Here is a 17,168-nt window from a genome sequence, read left to right as displayed (position 1 = left end):
GCTGCGGCCCTCGCGTGATCTCCTCTGAGAGAGAAGGAGGATCACTGTGCGTACCGTCCTCGTGTGCGTCCGAACCCCGCTGGCGGCCCAGACCGTCGCGTCCACCGCGGCCCGGCTCGGCATGACCGGCGTCGTCCGGACAGCGGTCAGCGAGACCGAGGCCATGATCCGACTGGCGGAACGGCCCGCCGAAGTGGTCCTGGCCGACACCGCCGTGACCCGGCCCGACAGTGTCGGGTTCACCCGGCGGGTACTCGCCCGTGCCCCCCAGGCGCAGGTGGTGCTCTTCGGCGCGGAAGACCCGCGGGTCGCCGCAGCGGCCGTGGCCGCCGGTGCCCGGGGAGTCATCCGCGGCGTCGAACACGACCTGGTCAGCGTCGTCGCCAAGGCGCTGCTCCTACTACTACTGCCGGTGCGCCCGCAGGGCATGCCGATCAACGGTGCCAACGCTCAGCCGGCCACCGTGGCCGGCGGGGTGCGCAACACCAACTCCCCGGCGGCCCGGGGCCAGTACCAGCAGGGTGGCATCGGGGTGCACAACGCGGCCTCGGTACCGGCCATGCTCGGGCCCAACGCGCCGATGGTCCCGGCCCAGCGTGGCGACGCACCCATCGACCCGGCCACCGGCCGGCCGATGGTGGCCTGGCCGGGCAACGAGGCGGGCGTCGGCATGAACGACGCACAGCCCGCAGGTCGGCGCCTCACGCTTACTGAGCGTGAGCTTCAGGTGCTGCGGGGGATGGCGGACGGCAAGAGCAACGCCGAGATCGGCCGTGAGCTCTTCGTCTCCGAGGACACCGTCAAAACCCACGCCCGGCGGCTCTTCCGCAAGCTCGGCGCCCGGGACCGTGCCCATGCGGTCGCCGCGGGCTTCCGAGCGGGGCTGGTGGCATGAGATAAGGCTGGGCTTGCTGGCTCCGCTTCGCTCCGCGTGCAAAACGCCTTGTAACCGGTGATGAGGCAGGCGATTTCCCGCCACCCCGCAAACCCCGCGGGGCGTCGGCAAACCGACTGCCTCATCACCGGCGGCGTTTTGCTGGCCGTTCCGTGGCCAGGGGCGCACTGGGAAACTACGGGGCTTCTACGGGGCGGCGTGGCCGTTCTGGGGTTCTATCGGGCAGCGTGGCCGTTCTCTGGTCCGTGGGGGTTACGGGGCCTCGTCGTCGCTGCCCTCGGTCAGGGTGTCGTGTACGCCGTCGGCGTAGCCCCGCGCGTACTCCCAGGTGACGTAGTGGTCGGGGTCGGGGTCGTAGGCCGGCTCGTGGACGCGTGGGCGCCCGCTGCTCAGCAGGTGCCGCAGATTGCCCCGCAGCAGATCCCAGTCGAAGTAGTGCGGCTCGTGGCAGTCCTCGCACTCGATCACCAAGCCGCGGATGCCCGTCGGACTGAGCAGCGCCTGGTAGATCTCCAGGTCGGAGAGGTCCTCCAGGACATCCTGCCGCTCGTCCTCGGTCAGCGGTTCGGACTCGGCGTCCTCGTTGAGGTCGTCGAGTCCGGCGGCCGGGTCGGTCGGGTCGCCGTTGAACGGGTCGATCGGCTCATCTTGCACCCCCATACCGTACTCACCTCCCGAGCATGTGTGCTGGCCCGCACGTTCTGTCCGCCAGCCGGGTGGCCCGTCCGGGATGGGTAGGATGATGAACTCCGCCTCTTCTCTAGGGAATGATCTGTGGAAACTGACAGCGCTCGTACCGTTCCTCTCGGCCTCACGTTCGACGATGTGCTGCTGCAGCCAGGCGAGTCGGACGTGGTGCCCAGCCGGGTCAACACGGTCACGCGCCTGACCCGCAACGTCGAGCTCACGATCCCGCTGCTCTCCGCGGCCATGGACACGGTGACCGAGGCGCGCATGGCGATCGCCATGGCGCGTGAGGGCGGCATCGGCGTGCTGCACCGCAATCTCTCCGCGGAGGACCAGGCGGCCCAGGTCGACCTGGTGAAGCGGTCCGAGTCCGGCATGATCACCAACCCGATCACCTGCAACCCGGACGACACCCTCGGCCAGGTCGACGCGCTCTGCGCGAAATACCGCATCTCCGGCGTCCCGGTGGTCGACGCCGAGAGCCACCTGGTCGGGATAGTGACCAACCGTGACATGCGGTTCGTCAGCGACCCGAACACCAAGGTCCGCGACGTGATGACCAAGTCGCCGCTGATCACCGCCCCGGTCGGGGTGAGCAAGACGGACGCGCTCGACCTGCTGCGTGTTCACAAGGTGGAGAAGCTTCCGCTCGTCGACGAGCAGGGCCGCCTGCGCGGGCTGATCACGGTGAAGGACTTCACCAAGTCGGAGCAGTTCCCCAACGCGACGAAGGACGAGCACGGCCGCCTGCGCGTGGCCGCGGCCGTCGGGGTCGGTGACGACTCGTACAAGCGGGCCCGTGGCCTGATCGACGCCGGCGTCGACGTGATCATCGTGGACACCTCGCACGGTCACCAGCGCCAGGTGCTCGACATGATCGCCCGCCTGAAGAAGGACACCGTCACCGACATCGTCGGCGGCAACGTGGCGACCTACGCGGGCGCCAAGGCGATGGTCGAGGCCGGTGCCGACGCGGTCAAGGTCGGCGTCGGGCCGGGCGCGATCTGCACCACCCGGATCGTTGCGGGCGTCGGTGTGCCGCAGATCACGGCGATCATGGAGGCGGCCCGGGCGTGCAGGCCGGCCGGCGTCCCGGTGATCGGTGACGGCGGTATTCAGTACAGCGGCGACATCGCCAAGGCCCTCGTCGCCGGCGCCAACGCGGTGATGCTCGGTGGTCTGCTGGCCGGCTCGGAGGAGAGCCCCGGCGAGCTGATCTTCGTGAACGGGAAGCAGTACAAGTCGTACCGCGGCATGGGCTCGCTCGGCGCCATGCAGTCCCGCGGCCAGGCCAAGTCCTACTCGAAGGACCGCTACTTCCAGCACGACGTGCCGGAGGAGAAGCTGGTCCCCGAGGGTGTCGAGGGTCAGGTGCCCTACCGCGGCCCGCTCTCCCGGGTGGTCGGCCAGCTGGTCGGCGGCGTCCGGCTGGCGATGGGTTACGCCGGTGCCGAGACGATCCCCGACCTGCAGGAGCGTGGTCAGCTCATCCGGATCACGGCGGCCGGCCTCAAGGAGAGCCACCCGCACGACATCCAGATGACCGTCGAAGCCCCCAACTACCACTCGCGGTAACCTCCGCGCCCTCCATAAAAGGACTTACAGGCCATGCGTGACGTCGTGGAGATCGGCCTCGGTAAGACCGCCCAGCGCGGTTACCACCTGGACGACATCGCCATCGTTCCGAGCCGTCGCACCCGCGACGTGGACGACGTGTCGACCGAGTGGAAGCTCGACGCGTACCCCTTCAAGATCCCCTGTGTCGCGCACCCGTCGGACGCCACCCAGAGCCCGGACTCGGTGATCGCCCTGGGCCGTCTCGGCGGCCTGGGCGTGCTCAACGCCGAGGGCCTGTGGACGCGCTACGAGGACCCGTCCAAGATCCTCGAGGAGCTGGCCTCGCTCGACGAGGACGCCGACGCCACCCGGCGCCTGCAGGAGGTCTACGCCGAGCCGATCAAGCCGGAGCTGATCGCCGAGCGGGTCCGGGAGATCCGCGCGTCCGGCGTCACCACGGCCGTCCGGGTCTCGCCGCAGCACACGCTGGCGCTCGCGCCGGTCGTGCTGGACGCGGGCGTCGACCTGCTGGTCATCCAGGGCACCCTGGTCTCGGCCGAGCACGTGTCCACGACGGACGAGCCGCTCAACCTCAAGGAGTTCATCGCCGACCTCGACCTGCCGGTCATCGTCGGCGGCTGCACCGACTACAAGACGGCGCTGCACCTGATGCGGACCGGTGCGGCCGGCGTCATCGTCGGTGTCGGCGCCGACGAGTGGTCCACGACGGACACCGTCCTCGGTATCCGGGTGCCGATGGCCACCGCGATCGCCGACGCCGCGGCCGCCCGCCGCGACTACCTGGACGAGACCGGTGGCCGCTACGTGCACCTGATCGCCGACGGCGGCATCGCCACCAGCGGTGACATCGCCAAGGCGATCGCCTGCGGCGCCGACGCGGTCATGCTGGGCGAGCCGCTGTCGCTCGCCGAGGGCGCCCCGGCCGGCGGTGCGTGGTGGCACTCGGCGGCGTCGCACCCGGCGCTGCCGCGCGGTGGGTTCTGCATCGCCGGCGAGCCCGACGGCACGCTCGAAGAGGTCCTCTACGGTCCGGCCAACAGCCCGAACGGCCAGCTCAACCTCTTCGGTGGCCTGCGGCGCGCGATGGCCAAGTGCGGCTACCGCGACGTCAAGGAGTTCCAGAAGGTCGCGCTGGTCCTCGACCGCTGAGTCGTCCGAGGAATCGGCGGGCTCCTTCGGGAGTCCGCCGATTCGTCTTCCTGGGTGAGAGCCGCATTCAGCCCGGCGGCCGCGTTGCGGTCCGGCGCCGGGACCGCGTCGCGGGGACAGGCTCGGGACCCTGCGTGGCCGTACGATGATCAGGGTTTCGGGGGTTGGGTCTTCGCGGTGAGCCACGCGGTGAAGAAGCCGCTCAGATCGCGGCCCGCGGCGGTGGAGGCGGCCTTGATGAACTGGTCGGTGGTGACGTTGCCGTCGCGGTGCTCGGCGGTCCAGGATTTGACCAGTTCGAAGAAGGCCTCGTCGCCGAGGGTCTTGCGCAGCGCGTGGACGGTCATCCCGCCGCGCTGGTAGACGGCATTGCTGAAGAGGCGTTGCGGTGTCGGGTCGCCGGGTGTCTCGGACCAGGTGAACCGGGCGTAGGCGCGGTCGAAGATCTGCTGTGCGGTCTGTTCGCCGATGTGCTCCGACCAGAGCCACTCGGCGTAGGTCGCGAAGCCCTCGTTGAGCCAGATGTCCTGCCAGCGGGCGAGTGCGACGCTGTCGCCGAACCACTGGTGGCCGAGTTCGTGTGCGACGACCCCGGTGTTCTCGCCGGTGAGGAAGAACGTGTTGCCGTAGACCGGGCGCGACTGCGTCTCCAGCGCGTAGCGGATCTGCTCCTCGTCGACGACGACCCCGCCGTTGGCGTCGAACGGGTACGGCCCGAACTGTGTCTCCAGGAAATCGGTGATCTCGCCGGTGCGGGCGAGGGATCGCGCGGCCGCCCCGTTCACGGGCATCGACTCGGGGATCGCGATGACCATCGGCCGCCCGGCGTGGGTGCTCTCGGTGATCCGGTACTGCCCGATCACGACGGTGGCGAGATAGCTGGCCATCGGCGACGACTCGGTCCAGCGCCAGGTGGTCCAGCCGTCCACGGTCTCCTTCGGCCCGGGAACGCCGTTGGCGATCGCCTCGACCCCGTCCGGCACGGTCATCGCGAGCCGGAACGTCGCCTTGTCGGACGGATGGTCGTTGACCGGGAACCAGGTGCTCGCCGACTCCGGCTGGCCGAGAGCGATCGCGCCCTTGCGGCCGTCACGGAGCCAGCCGCCGGTGCCGAGCGCGTCGTTCTCGGTCGGTGTGGGGGTGCCGCCGTAGGTGACGACGACGGTGAACCCCTGACCGTTCCGGATCCCCGACGCGGGAGTGATCACGAGTTCGGCGTCCTCGGCGGCCGAGGTGGCGGCGGTGCCGTCGACGGTGACCGCGGTGGCGCTGAGCCGGGCCAGGTCGAGGTTGAACCGGGACAGGTCCTGGGTGGCGGTCGCGGTGATCGTCGCGGTGCCCTCCAGCCGGCCGGACGACGGGTCGTAGCGCAGTGCCAGGTCGTAGCCGCCGACGTCGTAGCCGCCGTTGCCGTACTTCGGGAAATACGGATCACCGGCACCGTCGGCTCCCGGACCGAAGCTCGCCGGGGAAGGTGCCGGGGCCGGCGTGGAGCATCCCGCCAGCAGCAGCACCAGCCCATAAGCCCAAACCCTCATGTCATCGAGGGTACGGCCATCACTTGTCGACCAGTTTGGGGTGTGCTGCGAGGTATTGACGGTGTGTCCCCTTGGCGAGGGCCTTGACGAACCCGCGCCCCTCCTCCTTGAGCTGCTCACCGAGGTATCCGCCGCCGCTGCCGACTCCCGCGCCGGGCAGCGAGACCGTGGTGATCCTGGCGGGGTCGAGGTCGCGGAGGGCGTAGGCGTACTCGAACGGGGTACGTCCTCCGATGTAGACCAGCGACTCACCGAGCGCGCTGATCACCGAGCCCAGCCTGGCCGGATCGCTCAGCCCCTGCGACAGTGCCTTGGTCAGGATCGCCTCGACCATCTGCCGCTGGTGGCGCTGCCGGTCGTAGTCGCCGTTGGGCAGGCCGTACCGCTGCCGCGCGTAGTCGATCGCCTGCCAGCCGACCAGGTGCCGGACGCCGGGCTGGTACGTGGCCTGGGGTCCGATGTAGTCACCGCCGGAGAGGGTCCGCGACGAGCCGTCCGGTTTGCGGTGCCGCGACTTCACCTTCTGGTCGATCGTCATGTCGATGCCGCCGAGCTGGTCGACCAGTTTGTCGAGACCACCGAAATTGAGGATCGCTCCACCCTGGAAGGTCTTGATCCCGGTATACGCACTGAGAGTTTTCGTGAGCAGCTCGTAACCCTGCTCGACGCTTTTCTTCTGTGATCCCGGAATCCGGGAACCACGGCTCATCGCCTCGGTGATCTTGTGCTTACCGCCACCGAAACCGGCCTTTTTGTACGCCGGAATGTCCACCCGCAGATCCCGGGGCAGCGAATACAGATAGCCGGAGCGGAGATCCGCCTCCACGTGCAGCAGCATGATCGTGTCGGCGTGCGGCTCCCACCCGGGGATGCTCACCCGGGTGTCGACGCCGACCAGCACCAGGTCGAGCGGCCCCTTGATGTCCGCGCCGGGGGACGGCGCCGGCGAGGCACTGGGTGTGCTGCTCACGCCCGGGACGGCACTGCTCGATGCGGTCGGCGCGGCCACCGGCTCGGCGGAGCCCCGGTTCACCGCGATGGCGACACCGACTCCGGCGACCAGAGCCACTGCGACACCGGCGACGATCGACCAGGTGATCTTGCTGTTCCGCATAGCGCGAACAGTAAATGACATCGCGGTAACGCTCAATGCCGCGGTCTATTGCAAGATTCAAGATCACCGGTACGCTGGCTCGGCGATTCGCCGGTCCGCGGCGGGCCGCCCACGGGGAGGCAGTCCGAGAATGAATTCAACTCGACGGCGGGTCATCGTCGGCCTCGCCGCCGTCACCGCGGTGGCAGGCGGAGTGGTCCTGGCGCCGGTCGCCGGAGCGTCGGTGACCGGTTCGGCCCGGGCGCTCCCGGTTCGTCTGCTGGTCGGTCTGCGCGATGGCGTGGCCACCGATGTCGCTCTGCCCAGCCTCACCCGGCTCGGCCTTCCGAAGGCGGACGGTGACAGCACCGCCCGCCGCCTGCTCGGTGAGATCCGGGCGAAGGCGGTCGAGGTTCCCACCGGCCGGGCCGAGGCCGTGACGGCCGCGCTCCGGGCCGACCCGAACGTCGCGTACGTGCAGATCGACCCGCAGGCCGAGAAGGCCGACGTGACGCCGGACGACCCCTGGATGACACAGGATCGTCAGCCCGAGCTGAAGTACCTGAATGTGCCGGCCGCCTGGGACACCACGACCGGCGCGGCGGTGACGGTCGCGGTCGTGGACAGTGGCGTGAACCCGGTCGGCGACCTGGCCGGCAAGGTCCTGCCCGGTTACGACTTCGCCAACGACGACAGCAGCCCGTCCGACGACGAGGGGCACGGCACGATGGTCGCCTCGCTGATCGCCGCGACACCGGACAACGGCGCGGGCATGGCCGGCGTCTGCGCCCAGTGCAAGATCCTTCCGGTGAAGGTGGTCGGACGGAGCGGGCTCGGGTACCACTCCGACATCGCCCAGGGCATCATCTACGCCGCCCAGAAGGGCGCGAAGATCATCAACCTGTCCCTCGGCAGCACCGTCTCCTCGGCGGTCCTGCAGGACGCGGTGGCATACGCCAACGGCAAGGGCGCCCTGGTGGTCGCCGCGGCCGGCAACTCCGACACCAACGCGAAGAGCTACCCGGCGGCGTACGCGGACGTCCTCGCCGTTGGTGCGACCGACACGCGTACCGGCGGCACCGCCAAGGCCTGGTTCTCGAACTTCGGCAGCTGGGTGGACGTCGCGGCGCCCGGTATCACGGCGGCGATGCAGTACAACGGCGTCTACTGCTGGGACAGCCGCGACTCGTGCTGGACCACGGAGTACGACCCGAAGACCGGCGAACTGGTCTACGACGACTACTCGGTCCAGGGCACATCGTTCTCGGCGCCGCTGGTCTCCGGGGTGGCCGCGCTCGTCGCGTCCGCGCATCCGAACTACTCCGGTGGCAGCCTGCGCTACGCGATCACCAACTCGGGCCGGCGGGACAACACGTGGACGCAGTTCGGCACCGTCGACGCGGTCCGCGCGATCAACTCCGGCACTGACACCAAGGCGCCGACCGCCACCGGCTTCACCCCGGCGGCGAACGCCAAGGTCCGCGCCAACGTGGCGATCACTCCGACCGGGCTGGCCGACGACTGGTTCGGCATCCGCAACGTGAGTCTCTACGTCGACGGCAAGTGGCACGGTTCGGACTACGTCGCCCCGTTCGCCCCGGTCCTGAAGACGGGCACCCGTAACGGCGCGGTCAAGGTCCAGCTGGTGATCTACGACAAGGCCGGCAACAGCACCTGGCTGCCGGCCCGCTGGTACACCGCGGACAACCTGGCGCCCACCGTGTCGATCACCAAGGCTCCGGCCAACAAGGCCAAGGTCAAGGGCACGGTCAAGGTGTACGCGAAAGCCGCCGACAAATCCGGGATCAACCGGGTCGAGCTGATCGTGAACGGGAAGGTCGTGGCGACCGACCGGACGGCGGGTTACGTGCTCAGCTTCAAGGTCGCGAGCCAGAAGAAGACGATGAAGGTCCGGATCCGGGCGTACGACAAGGCGGGCAACGTGAAGTACACGACGATCCGCACGTACTACCGGGCCTGACAGGTTCGGGGTGCTCACCCGTCGGTAAACTCGCCGGGTGAGTACCCCGCGTCCCGTTCTCGTCGTCGACTTCGGCGCCCAGTACGCTCAGTTGATCGCCCGCCGGGTCCGCGAGGCCCGTGTCTACTCCGAGATCGTCCCGCACTCGATGCCGGTTGCCGAGATGCTGGCTAAGAATCCCGCCGCGATCATCCTGTCCGGTGGCCCCTCCAGCGTCTACGAACCGGGTGCGCCCACGCTCGACGCCGGCCTGTTCGACAGCGACGTCCCGGTCTTCGGCATCTGCTACGGCTTCCAGGCGATGGCCCAGGCGCTCGGCGGCACGGTGGCACACACCGGTTCCCGGGAGTATGGGCGGACGCTTCTGGAGACCCGTGGCGGCACCCTGCTCCGTGAGCTTCCCGCCGACCTCCCGGTCTGGATGAGCCACGGCGACAGTGTCTCGGTGGCACCGTCGGGTTTCGAGGTCACCGCCTCCACCCCGGGCGCCCCCGTCGCCGCCTTCGAGGACCTCACCTCCAAGCGGGCCGGTGTGCAGTTCCACCCCGAGGTGGCGCACACCGAGCAGGGTCAGGAGATGCTGAAGCGGTTCCTTTACGACATCGCCGGCATCTCACCCACCTGGACGCCGGGGAACATCATCGAGGACCAGGTCGCCCTGATCCGTCAGCAGGTCGGCGACAAGCAGGTCATCTGCGGCCTCTCCGGAGGCGTCGACTCCGCGGTCGCCGCCGCGCTCGTGCACAAGGCCGTCGGAGACCAGCTCACCTGCATCTTCGTCGACCACGGCCTGCTCCGTGCGGGCGAGGCCGAGCAGGTCGAGAAGGACTACGTCGCCGCGACCGGCATCCGCCTCAAGGTCGTCGACGCTTCGGACCAGTTCCTGGGGCATCTGGCCGGCGTGACCGACCCGGAGCAGAAGCGCAAGATCATCGGCCGGGAGTTCATCCGGACGTTCGAGCAGGCAGCCCGTGAGCTCGACGCCGAGCGGCACATCGAGTTCCTGGTCCAGGGCACCCTGTACCCGGACGTGGTGGAGTCCGGCGGCGGCAGCGGCACGGCCAACATCAAGTCGCACCACAACGTCGGTGGCCTCCCCGACGACCTGCAGTTCGCGCTGATCGAGCCGTTGCGCACCCTGTTCAAGGACGAGGTGCGTGCCCTCGGCGTCGCCTTGGGCCTGCCGGAGGAGATGGTGCAGCGGCACCCGTTCCCCGGCCCGGGCCTGGCGATCCGGATCATCGGCGCGATCGACCGTGAGCGTCTCGACATCCTGCGCGCGGCCGACCTGATCGCCCGCGAGGAGCTGTCCGCCTCCGGGCTGGACCGCGAGGTCTGGCAGTTCCCGGTGGTGCTGCTGGCCGACGTGCGCAGCGTCGGTGTGCAGGGCGACGGCCGGACCTACGGGCACCCGGTGGTGCTGCGGCCGGTGTCGTCCGAGGATGCCATGACCGCGGACTGGTCGCGGCTGCCGTACGACCTGATCGCCAAGATCTCGAACCGGATCACCAACGAGGTCCGGGAGATCAACAGAGTCGTGCTGGACGTCACGAGCAAGCCCCCGGGCACCATCGAGTGGGAGTGACGGTCGGTAGTGGATCAATCGCCCAGGGCGGCGTAACCCGCCCTGAGCTGCGATTACTCACCGCTATCCCACTGTCAGGAATTTGACAGAAGTTCTTGAGAGGTAACAAATCGCGGGCAGAATTGCGGCCCGTGACCCCCGCACTTGAACCGCTCCGCAGGATCGCCGCCTACGCCGTCGCACGCGACGACGCGGGCCGTGTCCTCCTGGTCCGGGCCTCGTCCAAATCCGGCACCCCCGGAGTCTGGTCGCTGCCCGGCGGCGCCGTCGACCACGGCGAAGATCCCAACCACACCGTCGTCCGCGAGACCGCGGCGGAGACCGGCCTCTCCGTCGCCGTCTCGGGGCTGCACGACGTGCTCGCCGACATGCGCTCGATGCCGCACCGCGGCGTCACCATCCACACCGACCGGCTGATCTACTCGGTGTCGGTGCGCGGCGGCAACCTGATCGACCGGGTCGGCCACCCCACCGACCTGGCCCGATGGCACACGCTCGAGGAGGCGGAGAAGCTGAAGCTCCGGCCGTTCACCGCGGCCGCGCTCGGGCTCTCCGCCGACGCCGGTGACCTGCGCCCCGAGGAGGCGCCGGTCTTCCCCTCCTTCTATGCCTACGAGGGGCCGGACGGACTGCACCGGGCACAGCGCTTCGCGGCGTACGCGATCGCCACCGACCCGTTCGAGAACCTGCTGCTCACCCGAATCTCCGACGGCTACCCGGGCGCCGGTTGCTGGCACCTGCCCGGCGGCGGCACCGACTACGGCGAACAGCCCGGCAACGCGCTCATCCGCGAGCTCGTCGAGGAGACCGGTCAGGAGGGCCGCCTCGTCGAGCTGCTCGGCGTGGCCAGTCACCGTGACGCCGCCTCGCTCGGCCCCGAGGGCTACCCGATCGACTGGCACGGCGTCCGGGCGTTCTACCGCGTCGTCGTCGACCGGCCGACCGAGGTCACCATCCACGACGTCGGTGGCTCCACCTCCGAGGCGCGATGGATGCCGCTCAAGGAGGTCGCGGCCCTCGGCCCCGATCAGATCACCGAGGTGACGGCCGATGCTCTGCGGGCGGCGAAGCTAATCTAGAGCGGGTGAAGATCAAGAGACGGGCTGCGGCGTACGGGGTGTGCCGCTCCGCCGACGGCAGTGTGCTGCTCACCCGCGGATCCGACGCCAGCGCGTTCCCCGGGGTGTGGTCACTGCCCGGCGGCGGCATCGACCACGGCGAGCACCCGGATGACACGGTCGTCCGGGAGTTCGCCGAGGAGACCGGCCTCACCATCCGGATCACCGGTGTCCGGACCGTGCTCGCCGACCTGGCCCGCCTGCCGGACACGACGATCGAGCACACCGACCGCATCGTCTACGACGTGGAGGTCATCGGGGGAGAGCTGACCCCCGAGACGGCCGGCACCACCGACCTCGTCGCCTGGGTCGCACCAGCCGATGTGGCTTCCCGGCCCCTGCTGCCCTTCACGGCCGGAGTCCTCGGATCTCCGCCTGTCCTCGGATCTCCGCCTGTCCTCGGATCTCCGCCTGTCCTCGGATCTCCGCCTGTTCTCGGCTCTCCGCCTTCCGCCCCGCTGGCTCCGGGTGAGATCCCCGCCGGTGAGCCCGAGCGGACCGGCCCGGTTCAGCGTTTCGGAGCATACGCCCTGGCCACGGACCCGGGCGGGCGGATTCTGCTGACCCGGATCGCGGAGGGCTACCCCGGCGGCGGGCTGTGGCACCTGGCCGGCGGCGGCACCGACTTCGGTGAGACCCCGGAGGCAGCCCTGGCCCGCGAGCTCTACGAGGAGACCTCCCAGCGCGGCCGGATCACCGGCCTGGTCGGGGTCTCCCATCGGTACGACCCGGCCGCTCTCGGACCCGAAGGGGTGCCGCTCGAATGGCATGTGATCCGGGTCGTCTACCGGGTCACCGTGCCCGAACCGACGGTCGCCGCGGTCACCGAGGCGGCCGGCGGATCGACCGCCGAGGCGGCCTGGTTCACCGCCGAAGAGGCCCGCAACCTGCCCCTCACCGAGCTGAGCCGGGATGCACTGGGCCGGACGGGCTAAAATCGAAACTCGGAAGGTCGAGGACGTATCCATCGGTCCGCTCGGGGAATGAATCAGTCAGGTCCCGTGGTTGAACCTCTGGATCGTTCGCCTCTCGCCAAGGCCGTCCGGCTGTGCGATGGTGTAACCCGCAATTTCGCCGGGCTCGCGAGTCCCCGGCGGAACAACCGAACTCCATGGAGGAAGCACGTGCCGAGTACCCCTTGGCGCCGGCGTCGAACGACGGATAGTCCCCGTCCCGCCGGGCGCCGTTGGGCAGGCCGGCTGCGCCGGGGCGGAAGTCTCGCCCGGCAGGCCCTGATGGTTCGGGTGGGCCGCCGCTCCGCCGAAACCGGGCGGGCCGCTACCGCGACCCGGGCCGAGGTGCTGCACATCGGTTCCGACCCGGTGCGGACTCTCACCATTCCCGCGCCGGGGGTTCCTGTGGACGTTTCCGTCGCCGGGCCCGACCCGGCGCCGGCTTCCATTCCCCTGCTTCCCGGTGAGCGCACCATGTCCCGCCGTGCGAGTTTCGCGCTCGTCAACGCCTGCACCCTGTCCAGCCTCGGCCTCGGCCTGCTGGCGATCTTCCTGGCCATGGACGGTCAGGTGCAGATCGCCGCCGCCTGCCTGGTCGCCTGTGTCGTCTTCGACGGCCTGGACGGCGCGCTCGCCCGCAAGCTCGGGGTGGCCAGCCCGTTCGGCGCGCAGATGGACTCGCTGGCCGACATGTGCTCGTTCGGTCTCGCCGCGCCCGTCGTGGTCTACGCCTCGCTCGCCGACCAGGTGCCGCAGGCCGCCGCTGCGATCGCGACCGCCCTGGTCGCCGGTTGCGCCGCAATCCGGCTGGCCCGGTTCAACGTCTCGCCGAAGGACGGCCGGTTCTTCTGCGGCGTCCCCACCACGATGGCCGCCGCGGTTCTCGCGCTCACCGTGCTGATCGGCCTGCCGCTGCCCGGCATGGTCCAGCTGGCCGGTGTGACGCTGCTCGCGTTCGCGATGGTCTCCAGCTTCCCGTATGCGAAGCTCGCCCGCCTCCTGAAGCTGCCCCCGTGGCTGTGGCTCCTGCCGATCGTCGGTGCGCTGCTCCAGCCGCGGATGACGTTCGTCCTGATCGTCGCGGCCTACCTGGTCAGCGGCCCGATCCTGTGGATGCGCACCCGCCGCACCCCTGTCTGACCCCACCTCGCGCAACGCGAGAAAGGCCGCCCTCGTGGCGGCCTTTCTGCTTTCGTAACTTTGTAACGCAGTCGCAGTCCGTGGTCGGCGTCGTTCTCCCGGCAGGACCGTCTGCCAGGCCGGTATTCGGTGTGGTTTGGCGGTGTTGGGCGACGGCTCGCTGGTTGTGGTGGGGTGCGGGCCGTCGTTCAGGTGGGTTTTGGGTGTGGTTTGGCGGTGTTGGGCGACGGCTCGCTGGTTGTGGTGGGGTGCGGGCCGTCGTTCAGGCGGGTATTGGGTGTGGTTTGGCCGTGCTGGGCGACGGCTTGCGAGTTCGGCCGGGTGAACTCGGGGTGGGACAGCGCGGCGGCCGTGGGGTAGCCACGGCCGCCGGACTGTCGTACCGAATGATCAGCTGGTGAAACGGGCGATCACGGTGGAGCCGCCGACGACGCGCTCGCCGACGCTGACCAGCGACTCCGCGCGGTCGGCGGGCAGGTAGACGTCGGTGCGCGAGCCGAAGCGGATGAGCCCGTAGCGCTCGCCCTTGGCCAGCAGCGTGCCGACCGGCGCCCGCTGCACGATGCGCCGGGCGATCAGGCCGGTCCGCTGCGCGATGGCGACGGTGCCGTACTCGGTGTCCAGCACCGTGTAGGCCGCCACGTTGTGCTCGGCCGCCGCAGTCGCCGCGTTGGCGTAGCCGCCCTCCTCGACGAAGTAGTCGGCGACGCGACCGGCCACCGGGGCGCGATTGACGTGCACGTCGAAGACGGAGAGGAACACCGCGATCCGCAGGAACTCGCCGGGCCCGAAGCGCTCGTCACGCATCCGCTCGACGGAGAGGACCTTGCCGTCGGCGGAGGAGGTCACCGCCGTCGGGTCGCTCGGCACGTCACGCTCGGGGTCGCGGAAGAACGCCGCGACCGGGGCCGCGAGCAGCGCCGGGACCAGCCACAGCTTCGACTGGGGGCGGGCGCGGCGGGCCAGCAGAGCCAGGCCGAGCGTGATGCCGGCGGCGGCGACACCGTTGGAGTCGATGTGCATGGTGCTGGTCAGCGGCACGCTCGACGTCCGGAACGCGGGTGCGAGCTTCGACGCGGAGGACACCTCGGCCGGGCTGAAACGCAGCTTGTGCACACGCAGCGGCGGCTGGTTGCGGACCACCAGGTCGGAGCCGACACCGAACAGCGCTCCCTGACGGAACAGCTCGGCGGCGGCACCCTGGGTGCGGCCCGGGCCGGCCGGCGCGGCCAGCGACAGGACGGCACCGTCGGACAGATACTTACCGAGCTGGTCGATCAGGGAACGGGCCTCCTCGGCGGTGCCGGTCAGCGGCTCGCCGACGATCACCACGTCGGAGGGCTGGGCCTCGTCGAGGGACTCCACAACTTTCACCCGGTCGGCGACCCAGCTGCCGAGGCCGGTGATGTGGCCGCGGAGCAGGTCGGTGCTGCTGTTGGCCCCGGGAACGAGGGTGAGGGTGTCACCAGGGAGCAGGGCCTCGACGGCCGCGGCCACCACGGCCGAGGCATGGTCGGCGCCGACCAGCAGTGCGGACGTTGCCGCGTTCTGCCGGGCGAACTCGGCGGTCAGGGCTCGGGCGGCCCGGTCACCCACGCCGGGGACGGGCGCCACGGAAACGGTCGGAAACGCGGTCATCAACCGAGCATATTGCCCCGCCCACGGGTGGTCGTCCCGTGGGCGGGGTCGCGGACGTCTCAATCAGCCGTCACGACCGGGTCGTGAGCCGGGTCGAGGCGGTCAATCCTGACGGGGGCGCTCGGTGGGCTCCTGCTCCCGGGCGAACTTGTCGGCCGGGTCGTCGAGCAGCTCCCGCACGATCGAGGCGTGCATCTCGGGGGGCAGGTCGCCGTGCGTCTCGACGGTCGCGGCGGCCGGGACCGGGGCGGCCACCGTCTCGCGGCGGCCTGACCGGATCGCTCCGAGCAGGCCGACCACCCCGAAGAAGATGAGCCCACCGGCCACGATCCAGCCGACCGCGGGCAGCTCGAGGGTGATCACCTGGGAGACTGCCCACCAGAGCGGGATCAGCAGGAAGATCAGGCCGAAGCTCAGCGACACCCCGTCCATCCGGTGCGGCTTCATCGGACCACCTCCACGTTTCCGGCCTCGAGACGGATGTCCAGAGAGAGCGTGCCACCGCCAGCGCCGTCCGTGCCGAGGTCGGTGACCTGCCGGTACGAACTGTCGGCGAACTCGTCGTTGAACAGGACCAGGCGCCCGCCCTCGACCCCGGCCTCGACCGTGGCGTCGACCTTCGGCGGGAGCAGCACCTTGAGCTGGCCGAGTTTCATGTCGATGCTGGTGGCCTGGGTCTTTCCGGAGAAATCGACCTTACGCAGGTCGAGTGTCACGTTGCCGACGTTGAATTCGTAGGAGTCGGCGACCTCGGCGAGGCTGGCCGGCTCGTAGACACTCGGCGTCCACTCGCGGCCGAACCGCTCCAGCCCGGACGAGACGCCCAGGGCGAAGCTCAGCACCACGGCGAGCGCGATCAGCCCACGGGCCCGGCCGAACCAGGTGCCGACGATCAGGCCGAGGGCGGTGGTCACCAGGGCCGCCGCGAAGTAGGCCGAGATGTCGACATCCACACCGCTCATGTCCAGCGCGCCGATCAGGCCGGTCACCATCACGACGGCGAAGAAGGTCAGCCGGCCGAGGATCGACCGCTCCCTCGGCGGTTTCGGCGGCTTGGGCGGGGCCGGCGGCGGAGGCGGCGGCGGGGTGGGACCGGCGAACGGGCCGTGCGGCGCGAACGGCGGCCGGAAGCCTCCGGCCGGCGGGGCCGGCGGCGGGGGAGGTGTGTACGCCGAAGGCGTGGTCACCGGTTGGTCGGCCGGTGCGGCCGCGGGCGCCGCCACGAACGCCACCGTCGGCTCCTCGGCACCCGGCGGTGGCGCGGACGGCGGCGGGCCGGTCGGCGCGGGGGGCGGAAACGAGGGCGAGCCGCTCCTCTTGATCAGCAGGAACGCGCCGAGGATCACGGCGGCCGCGAGCATGCCGGCCCGGGCGCCACTGTTGACGATGAAGGCGAAGGTCATCAGCGCGGCACCGCCGAGCAGCAGCACCGACAGCGGCTGCATGCCGGACCGGCCCTTGCCGAGCAGCGACTCGACCGGTGAGGCGGTGTCGCCCTCGGACGGCATGATCAGCCAGCCGATGAGGTAGAGAAGGACGCCGCTGCCGCCGAGGACGGCGAGGACGGCCAGGAGGACCCGCCAGAGCACCGGGTCGGTGTTGGTCGCCCGGGCCACGGCGCCGCAGACACCGGCCACGTATCGCCCCTGCCGGGGACGGACCAGCTGCTGACGGGCCCAGGCCGCGGAGGCGGTGGAGACCCAGGGTGGCACGTTGGAGCCGGGCGGGAAGCCTCCGCCGGGCTGGTCGGAAGGCGCCTGGTCATCCTTCTTGGGACCGGCACCGGACGGTTCGTCGTTCATGTTCTCGATCC

14 protein-coding genes are annotated in these 17,168 nt (G+C 70.1%); 8 read left to right on the top strand and 6 right to left on the bottom strand.

Features of this window, described 5'->3' with window-relative positions; genetic code table 11:
• Positions 1-46 precede the first annotated feature (46 nt).
• On the top strand, positions 47-895 hold the full coding sequence (locus ACFO0C_RS11415) for a response regulator transcription factor (protein WP_378066565.1): 849 nt from the start codon (positions 47-49) through the stop codon (positions 893-895).
• Positions 896-1,147: 252 nt separating this feature from the next.
• On the opposite strand, the gene ACFO0C_RS11410 is transcribed toward ACFO0C_RS11415, so the two are convergent.
• Entirely contained in the window at positions 1,148-1,549 is a 402-nt protein-coding gene (locus ACFO0C_RS11410; protein ID WP_093618919.1) for a DUF5319 domain-containing protein, read from the bottom strand.
• 120 nt (positions 1,550-1,669) lie between these two features.
• Here ACFO0C_RS11410 and guaB point away from each other — a divergent pair, with 120 nt between their 5' ends.
• Together guaB and ACFO0C_RS11400 are read left to right on the top strand one after the other, a co-directional pair.
• The gene (gene guaB / locus ACFO0C_RS11405; protein ID WP_378066564.1) at positions 1,670-3,157 is read left to right on the top strand and encodes an IMP dehydrogenase; all 1,488 of its coding nucleotides are present in this window, start codon (positions 1,670-1,672) and stop codon (positions 3,155-3,157) included.
• A 33-nt stretch (positions 3,158-3,190) separates the two neighbouring features.
• Entirely contained in the window at positions 3,191-4,309 is a 1,119-nt protein-coding gene (locus tag ACFO0C_RS11400) for a GuaB3 family IMP dehydrogenase-related protein (protein ID WP_378066563.1), read from the top strand.
• 149 nt (positions 4,310-4,458) lie between these two features.
• Here the strand turns inward: ACFO0C_RS11400 and ACFO0C_RS11395 are convergent, their stop codons facing one another.
• Together ACFO0C_RS11395 and ACFO0C_RS11390 are read right to left on the bottom strand one after the other, a co-directional pair.
• Positions 4,459-5,847 carry a M1 family metallopeptidase gene (locus ACFO0C_RS11395; RefSeq protein ID WP_378066562.1) on the bottom strand — a complete coding sequence of 463 codons (1,389 nt, stop codon included), beginning with the start codon at positions 5,845-5,847 and terminating at the stop codon, positions 4,459-4,461.
• Between the two features lie 19 nt (positions 5,848-5,866).
• Entirely contained in the window at positions 5,867-6,961 is a 1,095-nt protein-coding gene (locus ACFO0C_RS11390; protein ID WP_378066561.1) for an LCP family protein, read from the bottom strand.
• Positions 6,962-7,091: 130 nt separating this feature from the next.
• Between ACFO0C_RS11390 and ACFO0C_RS11385 the strand changes: the two genes are divergently transcribed.
• From ACFO0C_RS11385 to ACFO0C_RS11365, 5 genes are all read left to right on the top strand, one after another.
• A complete protein-coding gene (locus ACFO0C_RS11385; RefSeq protein ID WP_378066560.1) occupies positions 7,092-8,921 on the top strand; it encodes a S8 family serine peptidase in 1,830 nt (609 codons plus the stop codon).
• Between the two features lie 37 nt (positions 8,922-8,958).
• Positions 8,959-10,506 (top strand): glutamine-hydrolyzing GMP synthase, encoded by a 1,548-nt coding sequence (gene guaA / locus ACFO0C_RS11380; RefSeq protein WP_378066559.1) that lies wholly within the window; start codon positions 8,959-8,961, stop codon positions 10,504-10,506.
• 131 nt (positions 10,507-10,637) lie between these two features.
• Positions 10,638-11,585 (top strand): NUDIX hydrolase, encoded by a 948-nt coding sequence (locus tag ACFO0C_RS11375; protein WP_378066558.1) that lies wholly within the window; start codon positions 10,638-10,640, stop codon positions 11,583-11,585.
• Positions 11,586-11,590: 5 nt separating this feature from the next.
• Complete coding sequence (locus ACFO0C_RS11370; RefSeq protein ID WP_378066557.1) at positions 11,591-12,559, top strand: NUDIX hydrolase; 969 nt, start codon at positions 11,591-11,593, stop codon at positions 12,557-12,559.
• 264 nt (positions 12,560-12,823) lie between these two features.
• Positions 12,824-13,717 (top strand): CDP-alcohol phosphatidyltransferase family protein, encoded by an 894-nt coding sequence (locus ACFO0C_RS11365; RefSeq protein WP_378066752.1) that lies wholly within the window; start codon positions 12,824-12,826, stop codon positions 13,715-13,717.
• A gap of 390 nt (positions 13,718-14,107) precedes the next feature.
• On the opposite strand, the gene ACFO0C_RS11360 is transcribed toward ACFO0C_RS11365, so the two are convergent.
• The 3 genes from ACFO0C_RS11360 to ACFO0C_RS11350 form a co-directional block, all read right to left on the bottom strand.
• Positions 14,108-15,355 (bottom strand): phosphatidylserine decarboxylase, encoded by a 1,248-nt coding sequence (locus tag ACFO0C_RS11360; protein WP_378066556.1) that lies wholly within the window; start codon positions 15,353-15,355, stop codon positions 14,108-14,110.
• A gap of 102 nt (positions 15,356-15,457) precedes the next feature.
• On the bottom strand, positions 15,458-15,802 hold the full coding sequence (locus ACFO0C_RS11355) for a hypothetical protein (protein ID WP_378066555.1): 345 nt from the start codon (positions 15,800-15,802) through the stop codon (positions 15,458-15,460).
• Complete coding sequence (locus tag ACFO0C_RS11350; protein WP_378066554.1) at positions 15,799-17,157, bottom strand: PspC domain-containing protein; 1,359 nt, start codon at positions 17,155-17,157, stop codon at positions 15,799-15,801. Before ACFO0C_RS11350 ends, ACFO0C_RS11355 begins: the two co-directional genes overlap by 4 nt.
• Positions 17,158-17,168: the final 11 nt, after the last annotated feature.

Source organism: Actinoplanes subglobosus, from assembly GCF_042650585.1.
GTDB classification, from domain to species: Bacteria; Actinomycetota; Actinomycetes; order Mycobacteriales; family Micromonosporaceae; genus Actinoplanes; species Actinoplanes subglobosus.
Note: the sequence above shows the minus strand (reverse complement) of the source record. Positions and strands in the feature narration are given on the sequence as shown.

What these genes read in the sequence shown, in the direction of transcription:
- ACFO0C_RS11400 (WP_378066563.1), top strand. Translation starts at nt 3,191, where the DNA reads ATGCGTGACGTCGTGGAGATCGGCCTCGGTAAGACCGCCCAGCGCGGT.
- ACFO0C_RS11395 (WP_378066562.1), bottom strand. Translation starts at nt 5,847, where the DNA reads ATGAGGGTTTGGGCTTATGGGCTGGTGCTGCTGCTGGCGGGATGCTCC.
- ACFO0C_RS11390 (WP_378066561.1), bottom strand. Translation starts at nt 6,961, where the DNA reads ATGCGGAACAGCAAGATCACCTGGTCGATCGTCGCCGGTGTCGCAGTG.
- ACFO0C_RS11385 (WP_378066560.1), top strand. Translation starts at nt 7,092, where the DNA reads ATGAATTCAACTCGACGGCGGGTCATCGTCGGCCTCGCCGCCGTCACC.
- ACFO0C_RS11360 (WP_378066556.1), bottom strand. Translation starts at nt 15,355, where the DNA reads ATGACCGCGTTTCCGACCGTTTCCGTGGCGCCCGTCCCCGGCGTGGGT.
- ACFO0C_RS11355 (WP_378066555.1), bottom strand. Translation starts at nt 15,802, where the DNA reads ATGAAGCCGCACCGGATGGACGGGGTGTCGCTGAGCTTCGGCCTGATC.
- ACFO0C_RS11350 (WP_378066554.1), bottom strand. Translation starts at nt 17,157, where the DNA reads ATGAACGACGAACCGTCCGGTGCCGGTCCCAAGAAGGATGACCAGGCG.